Below are 19,511 nucleotides of genomic sequence, written 5' to 3' on the forward strand. Positions count from 1 at the left end.
TACATCAGCAGCCTGGCTCCCGATGCCGAGCGGCTGGCCAGGGCGGTACGCCAACACTGGGGCATCGAGAACCGGGTGCACTGGTGCCTGGATGTGGCCTTTGCGGATGACCAGATGCGAGCACGGACTGCCCACGCGGCGCATAATCTGGCCATCCTCAAGCGCCTGACCCTCAACCTGATCCGGCTGAATCCGGTAAAGCGCAAGGGCAGTTTAAAGGTCAAACGAGTCCTTGCGGCGACATTGGATGATTACCGTGCCCAGCTCCTCGGGCTTGAATGAGAATGAATCGCTACGTGCGATCGCCCTGCGCCGCCGTCAGGCGGACAGACACAGCCGTGGCCTTTGGTGATAAACTGCGCCATTTTGTGCCCTCCGGCATGTCAGTGGCAGCCGGCCTTACGGATACCGCGCCCGGAGCGCTCTTCGCGCACAGGAGCAATATGGCAGTCTTCACTCCCCTCAGCGACGAGCAGGTAGCTCACTTTCTCGAACGCTTCGATGTGGGCCGACTCGAACGGCTCGAAGACGTGGCGGGCGGTACTGAAAACTCGACCTTTTTCGTCACCACCGAACGCCACTCGCTGGTGCTGACCCTGTTTGAACAGGGGGAGCAGGAAGAGCTGCCCTTCTTCGTCGATCTGCTCGCCAGCCTCGACAGCCACGGCCTGCCGGTACCCGGCCCCCTGTTCGACCGCGAAGGGGTAGCGCTGCAGCATCTTGCCGGGCGTCCGGCGCTGCTTTTCCCGCGCCTGCCCGGGCGCCACCCGGAGCAGCCGGGGCTTGCCCAGTGTGCGGCGATCGGCACCGTCCTGGGGCAGATGCACAGGGTATCAAGCGGCTTTCAGGGCAGCCGCCCCAACCCCCGCGACCTGCGCTGGATACACGCCGTGCACAGCCGCGTGATGAGCTATCTCGACGCCACCGGTCAGCAACTGATGCGCGACTGCATCGACGCCCTCGACGCCGGACTGGCGCCGGAAACGCTGCCGCAGGGGGCGCTGCACGGCGACCTGTTTCGCGACAACACCCTGTTCGACGGCGACCGTCTCGGCGGGCTGATCGACTTCTATAACGGCTGCACCGGCGATCTGCTGTTCGACCTGGCGATCGTTATCAACGACTGGTGCAGCGACGAGCGCGGGGAGCTGCTTCCCGAACGATATCGCGCTATCATCGACGCCTACGCCCTCGAGCGCCCCTTCGATGACGCCGAACGCCGGGTCTGGCCGCTGATGCTGTCGATGACCGCGCTGCGCTACTGGCTATCGAGGCTGCTGGTGGTCTATGTCGACCCGCCGGCACACGCCCTGACGCCCAAGGACCCCGGGCAATACCGCACTATCCTGACATCGCGCATGGCGACACCGCCGCCGCCCCTGCCCTGACACCGCGCGGGGGAATATAAAACATTTCCTTAATTCTAATTGAATCGCGTGGCGTTATAATGTGTTTATTCAAACCCTAAAGCCAACGCCATGTCAGACATCAGACTCTCCGTTCTTATTCCCGCCCGCAATGAAGCGGACAACCTGCCGGGACTGCTTGATGAAGTGCGCACGGCGCTGGAAAGCGCCGCCATCGCCTTTGAAATCCTGGTGGTCAACGACGGCTCCAGCGACGCCACCGGCGACGTGCTCGAGCGATACGCGCAGCATGAGCCACGCCTTCGCCCGCTGCATCACCCCACCAGTGCCGGCCAGAGCACCTCGATCTGGCAGGCCGCCTGGCGCGCGCGCGGTGACTGGCTGGCCACCCTCGACGGCGACGGTCAGAACGACCCGGCCGATCTGCCGGCAATGGTCGAACGCTTTGAGCGTGGCGATCTGGTGCTGCTGGCCGGCCACCGGGTGACGCGCAACGACGGCGCGGTCAAACGGCTCTCTTCGCGCCTCGCCAACGCCGTGCGCTCGCGGCTATTGCACGACGATACCCCGGATACCGGCTGCGGCATCAAGGTGATGCGCCGCGACGCAATGCTGGCGCTGCCCTACTTCAATCATATGCATCGCTTCCTGCCGGCACTGATGCGCGCCCAGGGCGGCAATACCCTGTCGTGGCCGGTCAATCACCGCCCGCGCAGCGCCGGACGCTCCAACTACGGCACCCTCGACCGCCTGCTGGCCGGCCTGCTCGATCTGGGTGGCGTGATGTGGCTGATCCATCGCTCGAAACTGCCGGCACCGCTGGAGATGCCCGACAGCGCGCCCGAGCAGCGTCCGTCACTGCAGCACCCATCGACGCAGCGCGAGGCGGAGCGCCCGCAGGAGTCCACCTCATGAGTAGCGCGACCCTCTGGATCGCCATCGGCCTGCTCGGCCAGGCACTGTTCTCGGCCCGTTTTCTGGTCCAGTGGCTGGCCAGCGAGAAGGCAAGGCGCAGCGTCATTCCTCATCTTTTCTGGTATTTGAGCATCGGCGGCGGCGGGGTGCTGCTGTGCTACGCCATCTACCGCCGCGACCCGGTCTTTATCATCGGTCAGGCCTCGGGGCTTTTCATCTATACCCGCAACCTGGTGCTGATCCAGCGTGAGCGACGCACTGCGCTGGCAAGCCGCGAGCAGGCCGAGCAGTCGTCATGAGCAGCCCGCCGCTTTACCGACTGATCGACCGGCTGCAGCGCGCGCCGCTCCTTCCCGTGCTGCTGATCGGCCTGCTGGTGCTGGGTTTCGGCATCGGCTGGCGCTGGCCGTGGCCCGCCGACGAGCCGCGCTTTGCGCTGATCGCCCGCGAGATGATCGCCACCCATCAGTGGCTGATTCCCCACCGCGCCGGTGAGCTCTACCCCGACAAGCCGCCGATTTTCATGTGGGCGATCGCGCTCGGCATTCTGCTTACCGGCAGCCTCAAGATCGCCTTTCTGCTGCCCTCGCTGCTGGGCGGACTGGCCACGCTGGGACTGACCACCGACCTCGCTCGGCGTCTCTACGGCCCGCGCATCGCCTGGCTTGCCGGGCTGACGCTGCTGCTGACCGTACAGTTCACCCTGCAGTCGCGCACCGCGCAGATCGATATGCTGGTCACCGGCTTCATTACCCTGGGCGCCTACGGCGCGCTGCGCCACGCCCTGCTGGGACCGGCACCGGGATGGTGGTATCTGAGCTGCGTGTCGATGGGGTTGGGGGTGATCACCAAGGGTGTCGGCTTTCTGCCACTGTTGCTGCTGCCCGCCTGGTACGGTCTTGCCGCCTGGCAGCGCCGTCATCCGGGCGACCACTGGCGCCTTGCCCCGCTGACGCTCAAACAGCTCGGCATCGGCCTGGCGCTGCTGCTGGCGGCAATCGCCAGTTGGGTGGTACCGATGGTGCTCTACACCAGCTTCAGCGGTGATCCGGCACTGGCCGCCTATCGAAACAATATCCTCTTTCAGCAGACCGGCGAACGCTACGCCGACTCCTGGCACCACCTCGAACCCTTCTGGTATTACCTGCTCAAGGTGCTGCCCTGGGCCTGGCTGCCGGGCATGCTGGCGCTGCCCTGGGTAGTGCCACACTGGTTCCGCCGCCTGCGCCGCGCCGACCCGCGCCTGTGGCTACCGCTCTCCTTCGTGGTGCTGATGGTGCTGTTTTTCTCGCTGAGCCCCGGCAAGCGCGGGGTTTACATGACACCGGGCGCGGCGCTTTTCGTACTGTCGCTGGCGCCGGCGCTGCCGGGGCTGATCCGCCGCTCCGGAGTGCGCCGGCTGTGCTGGGCACTGATAGTAGCGCTGGGCGGCACCATCGGCGTGACCGGGGCGCTGTTCGCCACCGGCCTGCTCGACCCGGCAAGCCTCGAGGACAGTTTTTCCCGCTCGCCCTGGTACTGGTGGCTGACCCTCGGCGCCGCCACCGCCGTGATCGCCGTGGTACTGCCGCCATCGAAGGGCGTGCGCGCGCTGGCGGTGTGGTTCGTAGTGTTCTGGGCGCTGTGGTCGAGCTGGGGCTATGCAGTGATGGATGACCACCGCTCGCGCCACGGCCTGATGGCGGAAGTGGCCCGCGTGACCCACGGCGCACCGCTGGCGCTGCTCGACTTCAGCGAAGTGACCGCCCTGCAGACGCGCCAGCCGATCGTGCAGTTCGGCCATGACACCGACCTCAACGGCGCGCAGCTCGACCGTGCAGTGGCCTGGCTGCGCGAGGCGCCGGGTCAGCGCTGGGCCCAGACTACCGCACACCAGGCCCGCAAATTCGCGTGCCTCGACCAAAACCGGCTGATCCCGATCGACAACCGCGGCGGCGGCGACAACTGGGTGGTGTTCAGCACCGACGCGGTCAAGCAGTGCCCGGCGGATGCCCACGCCACGCCGCTGTTCCATTCGCCCACCCAACTGGCGCCGTCGCCATGACCGCAAGGCATCTCCTGCTGCCGGCAAGGCTGTGGCAGCGCGGCGCGGCCATGCTGGAAAAGGAGCGCGCCGCCACGTTCGCCAGCCTGGTCGCCTGGCTGGCCTGCACGCTCGCCTTTCAGCTCAGGCCGCTAATACCGATCGACGAAACCCGCTATGTTTCGATCGCCTGGGAGATGTGGCTGAGCCACCAGTGGTGGGTCGCCCACATGAACGGCGTCCCCTATGCCGACAAGCCGCCGCTGCTGTTCTGGCTGATCAACCTCGGCTGGGGCGTGTTCGGCGTCAACGACTGGTGGCCGCGTCTGATCATGCCGCTGGCATCGCTGCTCGGTCTGCTTAAGCTCTACCGCATCGCCCTGCACCTGGGCTATTCACGCCGCGCCGCCGGACTGGCACCGGCCTTGCTGATGTCGATGCTGATGTGGTGGCTCTACAGCGGCACGCTGATGTTCGATGTGCTGCTCAGCGCCTGCCTGCTGGGCGCGGTAGCCGCGCTGGTGGACAACACCTCGCCGCGCCAGCGGGCGCTGCGAATCGCTTTGTGGCTGTCGCTGGCGCTGCTCGCCAAGGGGCCGGCAGTGCTGTTGAGCTGGCTGCCGATTCTCGCCGCTCTACCACTCTATCGCGAGCGCTGGCCCGGACGGCGTGGCTACCTGTTGCTGTGGACAGCCAGTCTGGCCGCGCTGCTGGTACTGCTGGGCTGGGCGTTGAGCTCCGCCTGGCTGGGGGGCGGGGCCTATGCCCAGGATCTGCTGTGGCATCAAAGCGTCGGCCGACTGCAACAGGGGGCGGACCACGCGCGACCCTTCTGGTGGTATCTGCCGCTGCTACCGCTGCTGATGTTGCCCTGGTCACTGTGGCCACCGGCCTGGCCGCTGCGGCAGCCTATGCCGGCCGCCGCAACCGGCGTGCCGCCTGGCGCGCGTCGCCTGCTATGGGTCTGGTTGCTGATACCACTGGCCCTGTTCTCACTGGTCAGCGGCAAGCAGATTCACTACCTGATGCCGCTGTTGCCGGCCCTCGCACTGCTGATCGCCGACGCCCTGACGCGCGCCGACGACAGCCGTCGGCGGCTGTGGCTACCCGCCCTGCTGCCGCTGGCACTGGGAGGATGCGGGCTGGCACTGGCGACATTCGGCAACGCCGAGCTGCACGCGATAGTCGCTCCCGTCGGCGCGCTGGCGGTGCTGCTGCCGGGTATCGCGCTGACGATCCTGCACCTGACACCCCGGGCGGCCAGCGTGGCAGTAACGATGCTCGTCCCGCTCGCCCTTGCCGCTACCCTGGGCGCGATGCTGAGTCCACTCTGGCCGCGGCTGGACGCCACCCGCCCGGCGGCAGCACTGGCGCAGGTCGAAAAGACCGGCGCAGCGCTCGCCTGGTACGGCAGCGACTACCAGGCCAGCTTTCAGTTCGCCGGCCGGCTGCGCAGACCGCTGATCGAGACCGGTAGTGGCCTGATGGCGCTGTGCCGCTGGCGGCAGAACCACCCGAACGGCTGGGTGATCGGCGATGCGCGCGACCTGCCCACTCCTCCTGCCGGTCTCTCCGTCAGGCGCTTTAACTGGCGCGGCCATGCACTGCTTTTTCTGTCGCCGCCAGCGCTTCGAACCGTCACCTCGACCTCTCTCTGTACGGAAGCCCCATGAAAGTACTGGTTACCGGCGCGGCCGGTTTTATCGGCGCTCATCTGCTGGCCCATTTACGCGCCCGGGGAATCGATGCCATAGGTATCGATAACCTGTCGAACTACTACAGCGTCGACTACAAGCGCGCCCGCGTGGCAGCGCTCGGTCTCGACGACGTGCGCATCCTCGACATCGAGCAGCGCGATGCCCTCAACGCCCTGTTCGACGCCGAAGACTTCACTCATGTGGTGCACCTGGCCGCCCAGGCAGGGGTGCGCTATAGCGTCGATAATCCGCATATCTACGCCTCGACCAACCTGGTCGGCTTCGTCAACGTGCTGGAGGCATGCCGCCACCACGACATTCGTCATCTGCTCTACGCCTCCTCCAGCTCCGTCTACGGCCGCAGCGACCGCAGCGTTTTCGACGAAACCGACCGGGTGGACAGCCCCATATCGCTCTATGCCGCCACCAAGCGGGCCAACGAGCTGATGGCGCACAGCTACGCCGATCTGTACGGCATGGCGATCAGCGGTATGCGCTTTTTTACCGTCTACGGCCCCTGGGGGCGACCCGACATGGCTCCCATGCTGTTCGCTCGAGCGCTGCTGCGCGGCGAGCCGATCGAAGTGTTCAACCACGGTCGCATGGCGCGCGACTTCACCTGGATCGGCGATATCGTGGAGGCCGTCACGCGGCTGATCGATCTGCCGCCCGCTGGCGGATCGTCGGCACCGCATATCCTCTACAATCTGGGGCGCGGCGCGCCCACCGAACTGATGACCTTCATCGAACTGCTGGAGCGTGCGCTGGGCCGGCATTCGCCGCGGCGGTGGCGGGAAATGCAAACGGGCGACGTGCCCCGCACCCATGCCAATACCCGGCGCCTTCAGGAGGCGACCGGCTTTGCGCCGCAAACCTCTCTCGAAGAGGGCGTCAGCCGCTTTGCCGGCTGGTATTCGGCGTGCGCCAAACACTGCGAACTGCCATGACGGTTGTGCCCATCGCGCACGACACGTCGACGCCTTCGCAAGCTATCGCCATAATATGCCCCTCTGCGAGTTTCCCGGTCGGAGTCCTTCATGACTGAACCCACCTCAGCCACCGCTCAACTGCGTACCCAGTCGGAGGCGCGCCGCACCTACAATATCGACCAGTGGGGCAGCGGCTACTTCGATGTCGACGTCCAAGGCCACGCCGTGGTGCGGCCTTTCGGCAGCGCCGACGATCCGCACAGCCCCGCCCTGCCCCTGACCGGGCTGGTCGATGAACTCCAGGCCGCCGGCCTGCGCCTGCCGACCCTGGTGCGCTTTACCGATATTCTGCACGACCGTGTCGAACAGCTCTGCCAGGCCTTCGACACGGCGATCGACGAGCTCGATTATGGCGGCCATTACACCGCCGTCTATCCCATCAAGGTCAATCAGCAGCGGCGCGTGGTCGAGGAGCTGCTCGCCACCCCGGAGCGCGGCCGCGGCCGGGTGGGACTGGAGGCCGGCAGCAAGCCGGAGCTGCTGGCAGTGCTGGCCCTCTCCTCGGAGAGTACCTCGACCATCGTCTGCAACGGCTACAAGGACCGCGAGTACGTGCGCCTGGCGCTGATGGGCGAAAAGCTCGGCCACCGCGTGTTTCTGGTAGTCGAAAAGCACGCCGAGGTAGAGCTGATTCTGGAGGAGTCCGACCGCCTCGGCGTGGCGCCGCGCATCGGCGTACGCGCCCGCCTCGCCTCGGTGGGGCGCGGCAACTGGGAGAGCAGCGGCGGCGACAAGTCCAAGTTCGGCCTTACCGCGCGCCAGATCCAGCAGCTGGTCAATCAGCTGCATCAGCGCGACCGCCTCGATACCCTGCAGCTGGTGCACTTCCATCTCGGTTCACAGATCGCCAACATCCGCGATATTCAGCGCGGTTTGCGCGAGTGCACCCAGTTCTACCGCAGCCTGCGCGAAGTCGGCGTACCGATCAGCGTGGTGGATGTCGGCGGCGGCCTGGGGGTCGACTACGAGGGCACCCGTTCGCGCAGCTACTGCTCGGCCAACTACTCGATGGACGAGTACGCCAACAACGTGGTGGGTGCCTTCGCCCAGCTCTGTCAGGCGCGCGACCTGCCCCATCCGGATATCATCTCCGAATCCGGCCGGGCGCTGACCGCCCACCATGCGGTACTGATCACCAACGTGATCGACGAAGAGCGCCACGAAGTGGAAGTGCCGCAGCGCAGCGCCGAGGCGGACCCCAACCTCGACACCCTGTGGCAGACCTGGCAGTGGCTCAACGAGCCCGCCGAACCGCGCCTGCTGGTGGAGTACTACCACGACCTCTACCAGGCGATGAGTGATATCCAGGAGCACTTCGTGCTGGGCAGTGCCAGCCTCGCCGTGCGCGCCGAGGGTGAGGCGGTCTATATCGCCGCCTGCCGCCGCCTGCGGGCACGGCTTGATGGCCGCAACCGCGCCCACCGTGAAATCCTCGATGAAATGGACGAGAAGCTTGCCGACAAGCTGTTCGTCAACTTCTCGCTGTTCCAGTCGCTGCCCGACGTCTGGGGCATCGACCAGATCTTCCCGGTGCTGCCGCTCTCCAACCTCGACCAGCCGCCGGTGCGTCGCGCCGTGGTGCAGGACATCACCTGCGACAGCGACGGCCGCATCGAGCGCTACGTCGACGGCCAGGGGGTCGAGAGCACCCTGCCGCTGCCGGAGTGGAAAGAGGGCGAAGAGAAGCTTTTGGGGCTTTTCCTGGTCGGCGCCTATCAGGAGATTCTGGGCGATCTGCACAACCTCTTCGGCGACACCGACTCCATCGACGTCAGCCTCACCGAGGAGGGCGAGTGGCGCCTCGGCACGCCGATCGTCGGCGACAGCGTCTCCAACGTGCTGCGCTATGTGAACTTCGACCCCGACCAGCTGCGCAGCCGCTTCCAGCGCCAGCTGATCAGAAGCGAGGTCTCGAGCGAGGAGCGCGAAATGTTCCTCGAGGAGCTGGAAGCGGGGCTGGAGGGCTATACCTATCTGGAGTAGGGGGCAAGGTGGAAAGTAAAGACAGCCGCCAGCGACGCTGGTGTGGCCGGTTCGAGCGTCATTTGCGATGACGGGGCCGTATCGCCGCCTGGGCCAGATTGAAGCTCGACACCCGGGGCTGGCGTCACCGTAGCCGGTTTCTGCTGATCGGTGTGGCCATGGGGGTGCCCATTGCAATACTGGTGGTGGCCATCGACGCGCTCACCTTCGGGAGCGAGATTCTGGAAAGGCACAACCTCTTGCATACGTTCGGCAATGTTCTGCTGATCTGTATCGTGCTGGCAGGTCTATTGCCCTTGCTGGTGTGGCGCGATACACGCCCTGCCTGCACAACACAGGAGGACGGCGCAAGGACTTTCGTGCCCGAGTTACTGCAGCGCTTGCCGCCGGACAAGCGCGGTGAGCTGGTGTCGATCTCGGCATGCGACCATTATGTTCGCGTGGTGACGACCCGCGGCCATTCAATGTTATTGATGCGCCTGCGAGACGCGATCGGGGAAACAAACCCGCTTCCCGGCATCCAGACGCATCGCTCCCACTGGGTGGCACTCGAGGCGATTCAATCACTGAAGTGCCACCGGGGGCGCTATCAGATCACCACGACCGCCAACGATACACTGGCGGTCAGTCGCACCAGTTTACCCCGGCTGCGCAAAGCGGGGCTTTTATAGGCTCTCGGCCACCACGGAACTCGGTCAGCGCGTCATGGATCATCCCGGCGGCGCTGCGTCGGCTCGCAGCGCCACCTTGCAATGACCAACCTGCATGACACTCTCCCACCTGCCACTGTGGACATGATCGGTCGAAGCCACAGGGATAAGTGGACGCGGCAGGCTACGCCTCCTCAACGTGATAGACCCGCAGCCAGTGGCCGTCCGGGTCGACGGCCACGAAACTGCGGCCAAAATCAAGATCGGCGGGGGCCAGCAGAATGCGCGCACCCGCTGCCGACCATTGCCGGTGGCATGCGTCCACCTCCGCCGAGTTTTCCAGCCGAAAACCGAGTTCGCTGCTACCGCTTGTCGCGCCAGCAGCCGGCACGACGCCGGCGCACTGCCAGAGCCCCAGTGCCAACCCGGTGGGCAGCACGAAAAGCGCAAAGGTCGGGCTCGATTCGACCGGCGGCGAAGTCATCAGGCGGGTATAGAAATCAACGCTGGCGGCCATATCTTCGACGTGCAGAAGAAGAGAGTTTCGATAGTTCATGACGGGCTCCTGTCATTGGATAGACAGCAGCATCCTGCGCCCGGCATGCGTCAGTTTCCGTCAGCATCATGAGCCGTCAATCGGCGGAGCGATTCCCTGCGCCTTGCGCCATTGACGCAGCAGCGCCTGGCGCCGTCCAGGATAGCGCGCTTCCAGCATCTCGGCGTGATCCAGACGGTCGGTGCGAAAATGGCGGAAGTCGCCGCGCAGCTCGCACCAGGCCACCAGCACCCGGGCCCGATCGAAAAACCCCAGCGCAAAGGGCCATACCGTGCGGTGGCTGGAGATGCCACTGCCATCTCGATAGTCCAGCAGCAGTTTACGTTCGAGGCGGATGGCGCAACGCAGCAGGGCCGGGTCGATGCGCTCCGGGTCGGGACGCTCACCGGGGCCGACCAGCAGTGCAGAGGCTTCCAGCTCCTCGCGCAGCTCGGCGGGCAGCACCGCGGCGATACGCGCCAGGGCGTCGGCGGCGGCAGCCGCCAGCGGCGCATCGGCGCGTGCCGCTAGCCAGCGCGCGCCCAGCACCAGTGCCTCGACCTCCTCGACTGAAAACATCAGCGGCGGCAACACAAAACCGGGTTTGAGCACATAGCCCACACCCGCCTCGCCTTCGATCGGCGCTCCCTGGGCGCGAAGGCTGTCAATATCGCGATAGAGGGTGCGCACGCTGACGCCGGTCTTCTCGGCCAGTACTTTGGCGCTTACCGGGCGGCGGTGGCGGCGCAGCACCTGCAGCAGTTCGAAAAGGCGTTCGGAACGGGACATGCTTCATATTGCTCGGTTTGACAGCGCCTTCCGGTGGGCGCCGGGCATTCAGCTTATTATCTGACGATTCCGCCCTGATAGTGTATCGTTTGTGATGTTGTGTGACGCGTGCGGCCCCGCCGGCCCGCGCAAGGTTACCGGCAGCGCCGTGATTGCACCGCGAGACCTGTACCGGTGACACCTACATACGTCGATCAGTCAAACAGACGGGACGGGAACAGCGCGTTCCCCCATGGTGCCAGGATGACACAATCGCTTTTTTCGCATACGTCTTCCAGGACTGCCTTGTACAAGGCATGGAGCGTGCATATTCTTACCGCCAGCGGCGTGGTGTTCGGGACGATGGCGCTGCTGGCGCTGATCGATAACAACCCGGTCGCCTGCCTGCTGTGGCTGGGTACGGCCATGATGGTCGACAGCCTCGACGGCACCCTGGCGCGCCGATACGCGGTCAAGACCACCCTGCCCCATATCGATGGCTCCACGCTCGACATGGTCATCGACTATCTCACCTGGGCCTTCATTCCCGCCCTGTTCATCTACTTCTTTATCGAACTGCCGCCCTATCTCTCGCTGCTGTCCGTTTTCATCATCGTGCTGTCATCGATGTTCTGCTTCTGCAACGTCAACATGAAAAGCCAGGACAACTACTTTGTCGGTTTTCCCGCCGCCTGGAACATTGCCGCTGCGTACTTCTATATCCTCGATCTACCGCCTTTTATCGTCTTTGTCGCCATCCTGGTGCTCGCCGCGCTCACCGTGACCCGGGTGAAATTTCTCCATCCGTTTCGCGTGCGCTTTCTGATGCCGCTGAACATCGCAGTCACGCTGGCGTGGTGCGTCTGCACCACCGCGCTGCTGCTGTCGAACTCGGGACACGCAGTTTGGGCGCTGTGGGGGCTGGGCCTGACCTCTTTCTACTTCACCGGCATGTGCCTGTGGCGCACGGGCCGGGAGTGGTTGGCTACTCAGCCCTCTGATACGCGCCACTGATGGGCAGAGGGCAGGCTTGTGTTGTATGACGGCGCCGGTCTTCCCCCCCGGCCGCCTGTATGATATTGCCGGGCCTGAAGGATCAAACAGACGAGGATGGCGTCCGCCGCAACTTGCTCACCGCCGCCTCGATGGAGCGCTCATAGCCCACCAGCGGCGGTCGCACACCGTTGGCGAACAGCACGCGACGCATATCGTGGTTGGTACCTGTCAACGCTACTTCGACACCGCTGTGGCGCGCGGCACCCAGCACGCCCTCCAGCGCGCGGGCGGCGCTGGCATCGATAAAGGGCACTGCGGCGAAGTCGAGAACCAGCCCCCGATGACCGTCCGCCACCCGTGCCAGAATCGACTCGATCGAGGTGGCGGCACCGAAAAACCAGGCGCCCGATAGCCGGTAGACCACCAGTTCCGGATCAGCCGGCGACAGCCCGGAGTCATGGTAGTCGAGACTGTCGTCGGGCACGTCTTCCGGCACCAGGGGCGTCTGCGCTACGCCGACGGTGCGCGACATGCGTTGAATAAAGAGCAGCGCGCCGAGCAGCGTACCGGCCAGAATGCCCTCGATCAGGTCACGGAAGACAGTCAGCCCAAGGGTGACCAGCAGCACCGCGGCATCGCCTCTCGAGGCCCGCAGCAGGCTGGCGAAGGCGTGCTTCTCGATCATGTTCCAGGCCACCACTGCCAGCACCCCGGCCAGGCTTGCCAGCGGGATATAGTCCAGCAGCGGCGCCGCCACCAGAATGAACAGCATCAGAAAGAGCGAGTGCAACATGCCGGAGATCGGGCTTACCGCCCCGGCGCGCACATTGGTGGCGGTACGGGCGATGGTGCCGGTCACGCAGATACCGCCAAACAGCGCCGAGGCGACGTTGGCCGCTCCCTGCGCCACCAGCTCGCAGTTGGCACGATGGCGGCGCCCGGTCATGCCATCCGCCACCACCGCCGACAGCAGCGATTCGATCGCCCCCAGCAGGGTGAAGGCAACCGCGCTGGGCAGCACATCAATCAACAGCCCCCACGACATCTCGGGCAGCGACGGCATCGGCAGCGTCTCCGGGATGCCACCAAAGGCAGAACCGATGGTGGCCACCGGCAGGCCAAACAGCGTTGCCGCAGCCGCCGTGACCGCTATCGCCACCAGCATGCCCGGCAGGCGAGGCGTAAAACGGCGTAGCGCGAGGATAATCAGAATGGTCGCCAGCGACAGCGCGATGGTGATCGGGCTGGCTGTCGGCAGCGCCTGCCAGATGGCCGGCAGCTTCTCCAGCAGCGGCCCCGGCTCCTTGCCGTCGAAGGTCAGCCCCAGCAGCGACTTGAGCTGGCTGGAAAAGATGATCAGGGCGATACCGGCCGTAAAACCGACCGTCACCGGATAGGGAATCAGCCGGATCAGGCTGCCCAGGCGCAGCCAGCCGATCACCGCCAGCATCACGCCCGACAGTAGCGTGGCCAGCAGCAGACCGGCCATGCCGTGCGCCTGCGCGGTAGCTGCCACCAGCACGATAAAGGCTCCCGCCGGCCCGCCGATCTGAAAACGGCTACCGCCCAGCGCCGAGACCAGAAACCCGCCGAAGATGGCGGTGTAGAGCCCCTGAGCAGGAGAGGCGCCGGAGGCCACCGCAATCGCCATCGACAGCGGCAACGCCACCACCGCGACCGTCAGGCCGGCAACAGCGTCGGCGCGCAGCCTGGTGAGCCCATAGCCTTCCCGCAATACGGTAATCAGCTTGGGCGTGAACAGCGCCGCGAAACTCGGTGACGCCGACGAATGGGAGGAGTTGCTTGCATCCTGCATGGGGCGAAGGCTCTATTGGCGTGTGTGGCGTGACGTTGGGGGGTTCAGCGCTCGTCATCGGGCGGGGCTTTCAGCCGCACGCCGCGCCCGCTGGCGTAGCTGGTGGCCTGCTCGCCGATCAGCTCAATACCGGCGCGATCCAGCGCCTCCACTACGCGAGTCAGGCTCTCGACCACGCCACGCACATTGCCGGGGCTCGACTCCATGCGCTGAATAGTAGGCACGGAGACACCCGCCAGCGCCGCCAGGCCACGCTGGTCGAGGCCCAGCAGGGCGCGGGCGGCGCGCATCTGGGGTCCGGTGATCATGGGGTTCTCCACGATTTTCAAAAAACAGCTCATGATGCTGAAGCTTCATATATGATAATAAAACAAATTTATTGATATTTTAAACATCATATCAGCAAGATTTTATCCCATTGCCCGCCTCGGTTCCGTGAGGATGCCGACATGCCTCGACCGCTGCGATCTGCCGCTACTCGATCGACTCCGGTATTCTCAACGCCTCTGAATTGGCCCGCATTCTTATAGGCACGGTGAACAGTGTGGATTTCGGCTCGCCGAAGACCGAGACGGGGCGCCACGCACTGCACGCCATCGACGCCTAAAAGCATTCACCTGCAGGCATTCGCTATCTCTGGCGGTGCTGCTGACCGTCGGCTCCGAGGACAGCCGGGTGCCAACTGGCAGTCGGCAAGGTTTGCCGCCTGACTACAGGAGATAGCCTACGGGACGGCCCCTGACCGATTCTGCTCAACTTTAGCGCCGTGTTATCAGGCGCATGCCTCTTTAAACACCCTGTTATGGTATCGAGCGCTGCTTCAATTGTTCGATAAAAATGGAAGCAGCGCGGGATAATTCTCGCCCGCGTCGCACACAGAGCAAAGTTCCTCCAGGCGGAAACTCCTCGTTATTCATGTCTATAACAACCATCTCATTACAGCTGGCTTCTCTGGCAACTGCGTAGTCAGGAAGAATAGTTATCCCGCCGGTCGACACTACCTGACTTTTAATCAGCTCGATATGCTCCAACTCAAAGCCTACACGAATTTTTATTCCGGATCGCTGCTGGGCGGCATTGAGAACACGTCGTGTCTGAAATTGCGCACTCAGCATTGTCAGATCGAAAGGTTTTAAATCGGCCAATCCGATCACCTCTTCTCCTGCTAGCGGATGATCATTCCGCATGGCAGCACGAAAGGATGTAGAAAAACGTCTGACGACCTCGATGTCATGCCGAGGATCACCCTCCATGGCAATACCAAAATCGACATTATCGTTTTCTACAGCCTCATAGACCGCTTCCGTTCCCATAATATGGCCGCTGAATACGACTCCCGGATAAGTTTCGCGAAAGTCATCAATGGTAGGAAAGAGCCATGCGCGTGCGACACCTTCTATTGTCGCATACCGCAGAGTACCAGCCAGAAGATCGTGGAGCTCATTGATTCGCGCCTTCGCCAGCTCCATTTCACGAATAGTACGGCGCATGTGCAGCGCCAGTATGCCTCCCTCCTCAGTCAGATACATTCCGGAAGGCCGTCTCTCGAACAGCGCTGACTGAAAGCCATGCTCAAGGTTCTGAATCTGGCGACTTATCGCCGAAGCGCTGACATGCAGATCCAATGCGGCCTGACGAATCGAGCCCGTTTCGGCCACTGCAAGGAAATATTTGAAAGTAGAAATTTGGATGTCGCACCCCAAAAATTCTTTTAATACAGGAAGATAGGTTGCCCGTTGAACTTTCGGCAACAGACCGTACCAACAATTTTGATTCCCGTCGAACGAAAGCTATACATACCATAGCCAGAGGCCTTGAGGCGATGGAGAGCCGATGCAACCTCTTCAGAAAAGAGTGTTGTGACCCAAAGCAACGCACTAACAATATTAAAAAACACCAACAACGTAAACATATCCACTCCACATACCACATAACAGCAAGAGGGAAAACAATGTCTCTCCAAACAAAGAGAAAACTACTATGGGGCACAGTACTATTGGCTATCGCTGCCAGCTGGTTGCCCTACTTTGACATCGCCAACTCCCTTGTATGGGTGGGTCCGCTACCGCAACCGCTGGCATTAGTACTTGCATCCAATGTAATACTGACAGCATGCGCGATTGCACTTTACCCTCTCTATTTCAAGCCATTATCTAGAAAGCTGGACAAGAACAAGGGTGAATTATGAACAGTTCTCTTGTAACCATCATTACCCTGGCTGTCTTCATTCTTATTTTCTGTGCGCTTTCGCTACTTGCGGGAAGAAAAAACAAGGCATCCGCTGACGACTATGTAGTGGCCGGCAGACGCATGAACACCCCGCTTCTACTGATGTCGATGGGAGCAACCTATTTTTCCACATGGACGCTGCTGGGATCTTTCGGCGTTTACTATCGAGAGGGCATCTGGTTTGCCGGATTCACGACCTGGGCTATTATTCAGGGTAGCGTCTTTATCTGGTTGTTTGGCACTCGTCTTTGGTATATTGGAAAGAAATTTGGCTTTATCACTCCAGGACAAATGGTAGAGCACTACTACGCCAGTCCGACATTGAGACTGCTATTTTCATGCGTCGGCATTGTTGCTCTTGTTCCGGTCATGTTGATTCAGGTTACTGGAAGCGCTACCGCTCTGGCGAGCCTTACCGATAATGCCATCCCCTATACAGTCGGTGTCATAGTATCCTCGGTCGTCGTCGGCTTTATCGTTCTGTGGTCAGGTTTTCGAGGCACGGCCTGGGCAGATGCTTTTATGGGTGTCTTTTTTGCAACTATTCTTGTTTTCACAGCCATCTTTGTCGTTGGCAAAGCTGGCGGTTTATCGTTTCTGAATAATGTTGCAGATCACAAACCCCAGTTGTTGACCAATAAAGGCAACCCCATGGCCATGCTTGAGCTATGGCTCGGTCTGAGCTTCGGTGCCTGGGCACTACCCCACATGTGGCAAAAATTTTATTCCGCGAGTTCAGCAGAAGTCCTTGGCAAGGTCGCCATGTTCGCTCCTTTCTGGAATTCATGGATGATGGCTTGTGTTCCCCTTGCCATAGGGCTTTCTGCCAATATTCCGGGACTCATACCGGGCGCTGCCGATAACAGTGACGCTATTCTGCCACTTATTTTTTCCGAGTATGCGCCTATTCTCGGCTCGTTTGTAGTTGCCGGCATTCTGGCAGCCGCCATTTCAACCATAAACAGTCAGCTACTCTCATCTTCAAGCCTGGTTGCCGAAGATATATGGCGTCGCTTTTTTAACAAGAATATGGGTGACCGAAGCCTTAGGCTTGTTAATAGAATCGTTGTTCTGGTCATAACGACTATCGTACTTGTGCTGGCGCTGGCTCCCTCCGGCGCAGGATACCTTATTCCAATTGCATCCCTCGGGTTCAGCCTTGGCCTGCAGCTCGTTCCAACGGCTCTAGGGATGCTCTATATACCCGTAATAACTCCCAAAGGGGCACTGGCGGGTCTGGCTTCAGGTGTAGTGATTTTGGCAGCCACTGCCGCAACCGGGTTTGACTATTTCTTCGGCCCGGGAATCAATGGCATTATTGTTAACATACTGTTCACGACTGTGGTAAGTCTTGTAACCATGCCGGCGCCACGCAATTCGGAGAACGACTACCATAAGATATTTGCTTCGGCTTTCGGACAAAACAATATCGAAGAGGGGAAAAACAGTGTCTACAGTTAAAGCAGCCGTTGTTCAGGCCGGCTCCATTCCCTTTTCACCAGGGCGCACTATAAGCAAAGGGATAGAGTTCATTGTCGAGGCTGCTCAAAACGGTGCCGAGCTGGTTGTCTTTCCGGAAGCATTCCTCGGCGGATATCCCAAGGGGGCAAGTTTTGGTAGCCCGGTAGGAAAGCGAACTGATGAAGGGCGCAATGCCTTCCTTGAGTATTTCAAGGGCTCCATAGAAATCGACGGCCCCGAGATCGAAAAGCTTGTCAGAGCTGCCAATGAGCATTCGATTTTCATTGTCATGGGCATCATTGAAAAAAGCCTTTTCACGCTATATTGCACTGTAGTTTATATCGACCCCGTCTATGGCCTGGTTGGAAAGCATCGCAAATTGATGCCTACAGGAGGAGAGCGTCTGATCTGGGGGTTCGGGGACGGCTCAACGCTCCCTGTATTTGAAACACCCGTTGGCAAAGCAGGTGCGGTTATTTGCTGGGAGAACTATATGCCTCTCATGCGTGCCAAGATGTATGCAGAAGGCATCACAATCTACTGTGCGCCTACGGCTGATGACCGGGACAGCTGGTTAGCCAGTATGCGGCATATCGCGCTCGAAGGGCGTTGTTATGTATTAAGCGCATGTCAATTTATGACACGCGGTGACTTCCCGAACGACTATGACTGTCTACTCGCTTCTGCCAAAGAACCGGATAAAGTGCTGATGCGTGGTGCCAGTGCGATTTTCGCTCCGAACGGAGACCTTATCGCAGGCCCCGTATTTGACTGTGAAAATATAATTTACGCTGATATTTCGCAGAATGACGTTATCCGCAGCAAACTTGATTTTGACCCAGTAGGTCATTATGCCCGGCCGGATATATTCCAACTCCATGTTGATATAGGTGCTAAAGAACCGGTGACAAGTTTTGATTCTTTTGCCGCTACCGGTTCGATTTCGAAGAAAGAAAATTTTTGTCCTGATATCGAGGATGATTCATGAAATTTCACATCGAGTACCCTCGAATTTTACCGGAACGTCGCCCGGAAGGACACGAACCTGGGGCACCACGCTATACACTGCGCTGGAGAAAACCGGTCAACCGCATCATTTCTGCTTACTACGGCATTCAGGGCTCACCTCTTTCCGAGAATGAGCAAAAATCTTTCTTTGACCGCTTTGCGCGTTTTTTTGAATCAAATTGCGGTCCAGAAACTTATGAAACCATGCGCTGTATAGACGAGGAGGGATATACAAATGCTATTATAGTGGCTTATTGGACTGATCAAAATCAATATACCGAATGGGAACAATGCAGCGATTTTGCAGACTGGTGGGAATCTACGGAACGTTTACAAGAGTCTTTTGGTTACTGGCGAGAAATAATTGCGATTCATTACGATCGTCATGAGACCATTTACTCTGCGAGCGACTATCGTATTGGTTTGGCTCTCTGTTCTGATTCAGAGCTCGTACCGATGAATACTAATGGGTATTTCGGAGCGGCCCGTGACCGCCTTCCGATCTCATCTGTAGACTCCTTGCCGGGCTTTATGTCTGTCATAGAACATCCTTCCGGAAGAATTGATACACATAACAGGCGTCTGTTTGCAGAGACGCCGCACAACATGACGGCAATACGTTCTGGTCAATATTGGGCAGAGGCTGATAGCGCCCAATCGGAAGATTATCAGCTATCAATGCAGCCAAAGCTTATGGATGGCATGCGTTATCTACTGGAGAACCGAAAAGAAACTGGTACGCTATCGCTACGAATCATGACAAACCTTGATCGCCATGGTAGAGAGCGCGATGAAACTTCAGTATATGCATGTTTTGTGGATATGGCTGGCATGGAAGAATGGGCAAGCTCTCATACCAGCCATTTACGAATATACAATCATGCTATCGAAAAGAAACGACAGTATGGGGAAAACCGTAGCGTTGTGACGTGGCATGAAGTATTCATACTCACATCCGGACTTCCCTTCGAGTATATAAACTGCCATCCTGGGACAGGTCTACTTCCTTTCTGCACGTTATATGAGCGCCTTTGAAATAGCTTGCTTGCCGGCCTTTTAAAGGCCGGCTGAGTC

General features: G+C 60.9%; 18 protein-coding genes. 13 read left to right on the forward strand and 5 right to left on the reverse strand.

The window, feature by feature from the left end; translation table 11 throughout:
- The 9 genes from H146_RS0115390 to H146_RS20360 form a co-directional block, all read left to right on the forward strand.
- Nucleotides 1-282: ISAs1 family transposase (locus tag H146_RS0115390; protein WP_019952778.1), on the forward strand; the 282-nt coding region annotated here is incomplete at its 5' end.
- Between the two features lie 161 nt (nucleotides 283-443).
- Entirely contained in the window at nucleotides 444-1,388 is a 945-nt protein-coding gene (locus H146_RS0115395; RefSeq protein WP_019952779.1) for a homoserine kinase, read from the forward strand.
- A 90-nt stretch (nucleotides 1,389-1,478) separates the two neighbouring features.
- Nucleotides 1,479-2,282 carry a glycosyltransferase family 2 protein gene (locus tag H146_RS0115400; protein WP_019952780.1) on the forward strand — a complete coding sequence of 268 codons (804 nt, stop codon included), beginning with the start codon at nucleotides 1,479-1,481 and terminating at the stop codon, nucleotides 2,280-2,282.
- Complete coding sequence (locus tag H146_RS19580) at nucleotides 2,279-2,581, forward strand: lipid-A-disaccharide synthase N-terminal domain-containing protein (protein ID WP_019952781.1); 303 nt, start codon at nucleotides 2,279-2,281, stop codon at nucleotides 2,579-2,581. Before H146_RS0115400 ends, H146_RS19580 begins: the two co-directional genes overlap by 4 nt.
- Nucleotides 2,578-4,326, forward strand: coding sequence for an ArnT family glycosyltransferase (locus tag H146_RS0115410; RefSeq protein WP_019952782.1), 1,749 nt, complete (start codon nucleotides 2,578-2,580; stop codon nucleotides 4,324-4,326). Before H146_RS19580 ends, H146_RS0115410 begins: the two co-directional genes overlap by 4 nt.
- The gene (locus tag H146_RS20355; protein ID WP_019952783.1) at nucleotides 4,323-5,978 is read left to right on the forward strand and encodes an ArnT family glycosyltransferase; all 1,656 of its coding nucleotides are present in this window, start codon (nucleotides 4,323-4,325) and stop codon (nucleotides 5,976-5,978) included. The genes H146_RS0115410 and H146_RS20355 overlap by 4 nt, the downstream gene beginning before the upstream one ends.
- Complete coding sequence (locus tag H146_RS0115420; protein ID WP_019952784.1) at nucleotides 5,975-6,949, forward strand: NAD-dependent epimerase/dehydratase family protein; 975 nt, start codon at nucleotides 5,975-5,977, stop codon at nucleotides 6,947-6,949. The genes H146_RS20355 and H146_RS0115420 overlap by 4 nt, the downstream gene beginning before the upstream one ends.
- 90 nt (nucleotides 6,950-7,039) lie before the next feature.
- Complete coding sequence (speA, locus tag H146_RS0115425; protein ID WP_019952785.1) at nucleotides 7,040-8,974, forward strand: biosynthetic arginine decarboxylase; 1,935 nt, start codon at nucleotides 7,040-7,042, stop codon at nucleotides 8,972-8,974.
- Between the two features lie 98 nt (nucleotides 8,975-9,072).
- Complete coding sequence (locus tag H146_RS20360) at nucleotides 9,073-9,645, forward strand: LytTR family DNA-binding domain-containing protein (RefSeq protein ID WP_019952786.1); 573 nt, start codon at nucleotides 9,073-9,075, stop codon at nucleotides 9,643-9,645.
- A 163-nt stretch (nucleotides 9,646-9,808) separates the two neighbouring features.
- On the opposite strand, the gene H146_RS0115435 is transcribed toward H146_RS20360, so the two are convergent.
- Nucleotides 9,809-10,180 carry a VOC family protein gene (locus H146_RS0115435; protein WP_019952787.1) on the reverse strand — a complete coding sequence of 124 codons (372 nt, stop codon included), beginning with the start codon at nucleotides 10,178-10,180 and terminating at the stop codon, nucleotides 9,809-9,811.
- Between the two features lie 66 nt (nucleotides 10,181-10,246).
- Nucleotides 10,247-10,948, reverse strand: coding sequence for a helix-turn-helix transcriptional regulator (locus H146_RS0115440; RefSeq protein ID WP_019952788.1), 702 nt, complete (start codon nucleotides 10,946-10,948; stop codon nucleotides 10,247-10,249).
- Nucleotides 10,949-11,191: 243 nt separating this feature from the next.
- Between H146_RS0115440 and pcsA the strand changes: the two genes are divergently transcribed.
- Nucleotides 11,192-11,941, forward strand: a complete 750-nt coding sequence (gene pcsA, locus H146_RS0115445) for a phosphatidylcholine synthase (protein ID WP_342664564.1) — start codon at nucleotides 11,192-11,194, stop codon at nucleotides 11,939-11,941.
- An 82-nt stretch (nucleotides 11,942-12,023) separates the two neighbouring features.
- Here the strand turns inward: pcsA and H146_RS0115450 are convergent, their stop codons facing one another.
- The 3 genes from H146_RS0115450 to H146_RS0115460 all read right to left on the reverse strand — a co-directional run bounded on the left by H146_RS0115450 (nucleotide 12,024) and on the right by H146_RS0115460 (nucleotide 15,490).
- On the reverse strand, nucleotides 12,024-13,739 hold the full coding sequence (locus H146_RS0115450; protein ID WP_019952790.1) for a SulP family inorganic anion transporter: 1,716 nt from the start codon (nucleotides 13,737-13,739) through the stop codon (nucleotides 12,024-12,026).
- 44 nt (nucleotides 13,740-13,783) lie between these two features.
- Complete coding sequence (locus H146_RS0115455) at nucleotides 13,784-14,047, reverse strand: helix-turn-helix domain-containing protein (protein ID WP_019952791.1); 264 nt, start codon at nucleotides 14,045-14,047, stop codon at nucleotides 13,784-13,786.
- Between the two features lie 492 nt (nucleotides 14,048-14,539).
- Nucleotides 14,540-15,490, reverse strand: coding sequence for a LysR family transcriptional regulator (locus H146_RS0115460; RefSeq protein WP_245558764.1), 951 nt, complete (start codon nucleotides 15,488-15,490; stop codon nucleotides 14,540-14,542).
- Nucleotides 15,491-15,923: 433 nt separating this feature from the next.
- Between H146_RS0115460 and H146_RS0115465 the strand changes: the two genes are divergently transcribed.
- The 3 genes from H146_RS0115465 to H146_RS20865 are packed head-to-tail and all read left to right on the forward strand — an operon-like array spanning nucleotide 15,924 to nucleotide 19,472.
- On the forward strand, nucleotides 15,924-17,429 hold the full coding sequence (locus H146_RS0115465; RefSeq protein ID WP_019952793.1) for a sodium:solute symporter family protein: 1,506 nt from the start codon (nucleotides 15,924-15,926) through the stop codon (nucleotides 17,427-17,429).
- On the forward strand, nucleotides 17,416-18,417 hold the full coding sequence (locus H146_RS20860) for a carbon-nitrogen hydrolase family protein (RefSeq protein WP_083920902.1): 1,002 nt from the start codon (nucleotides 17,416-17,418) through the stop codon (nucleotides 18,415-18,417). The genes H146_RS0115465 and H146_RS20860 overlap by 14 nt, the downstream gene beginning before the upstream one ends.
- A complete protein-coding gene (locus H146_RS20865; protein ID WP_083920903.1) occupies nucleotides 18,414-19,472 on the forward strand; it encodes a phenylacetaldoxime dehydratase family protein in 1,059 nt (352 codons plus the stop codon). Before H146_RS20860 ends, H146_RS20865 begins: the two co-directional genes overlap by 4 nt.
- The last annotated feature ends 39 nt before the right edge of the window (nucleotides 19,473-19,511 follow it).

It is taken from the genome of Kushneria aurantia DSM 21353, from assembly GCF_000382245.1.
GTDB lineage: Bacteria > Pseudomonadota > Gammaproteobacteria > Pseudomonadales > Halomonadaceae > Kushneria > Kushneria aurantia.

Coding starts and splice junctions, on each gene's coding strand:
- H146_RS0115395 (WP_019952779.1), top strand. CDS start 444: ATGGCAGTCTTCACTCCCCTCAGCGACGAGCAGGTAGCTCACTTTCTC.
- H146_RS0115400 (WP_019952780.1), top strand. CDS start 1,479: ATGTCAGACATCAGACTCTCCGTTCTTATTCCCGCCCGCAATGAAGCG.
- H146_RS19580 (WP_019952781.1), top strand. CDS start 2,279: ATGAGTAGCGCGACCCTCTGGATCGCCATCGGCCTGCTCGGCCAGGCA.
- H146_RS0115410 (WP_019952782.1), top strand. CDS start 2,578: ATGAGCAGCCCGCCGCTTTACCGACTGATCGACCGGCTGCAGCGCGCG.
- H146_RS20355 (WP_019952783.1), top strand. CDS start 4,323: ATGACCGCAAGGCATCTCCTGCTGCCGGCAAGGCTGTGGCAGCGCGGC.
- H146_RS0115420 (WP_019952784.1), top strand. CDS start 5,975: ATGAAAGTACTGGTTACCGGCGCGGCCGGTTTTATCGGCGCTCATCTG.
- speA (WP_019952785.1), top strand. CDS start 7,040: ATGACTGAACCCACCTCAGCCACCGCTCAACTGCGTACCCAGTCGGAG.
- H146_RS0115435 (WP_019952787.1), bottom strand. CDS start 10,180: ATGAACTATCGAAACTCTCTTCTTCTGCACGTCGAAGATATGGCCGCC.
- H146_RS0115440 (WP_019952788.1), bottom strand. CDS start 10,948: ATGTCCCGTTCCGAACGCCTTTTCGAACTGCTGCAGGTGCTGCGCCGC.
- pcsA (WP_342664564.1), top strand. CDS start 11,192: ATGACACAATCGCTTTTTTCGCATACGTCTTCCAGGACTGCCTTGTAC.
- H146_RS0115450 (WP_019952790.1), bottom strand. CDS start 13,739: ATGCAGGATGCAAGCAACTCCTCCCATTCGTCGGCGTCACCGAGTTTC.
- H146_RS0115455 (WP_019952791.1), bottom strand. CDS start 14,047: ATGATCACCGGACCCCAGATGCGCGCCGCCCGCGCCCTGCTGGGCCTC.
- H146_RS0115465 (WP_019952793.1), top strand. CDS start 15,924: ATGAACAGTTCTCTTGTAACCATCATTACCCTGGCTGTCTTCATTCTT.
- H146_RS20865 (WP_083920903.1), top strand. CDS start 18,414: ATGAAATTTCACATCGAGTACCCTCGAATTTTACCGGAACGTCGCCCG.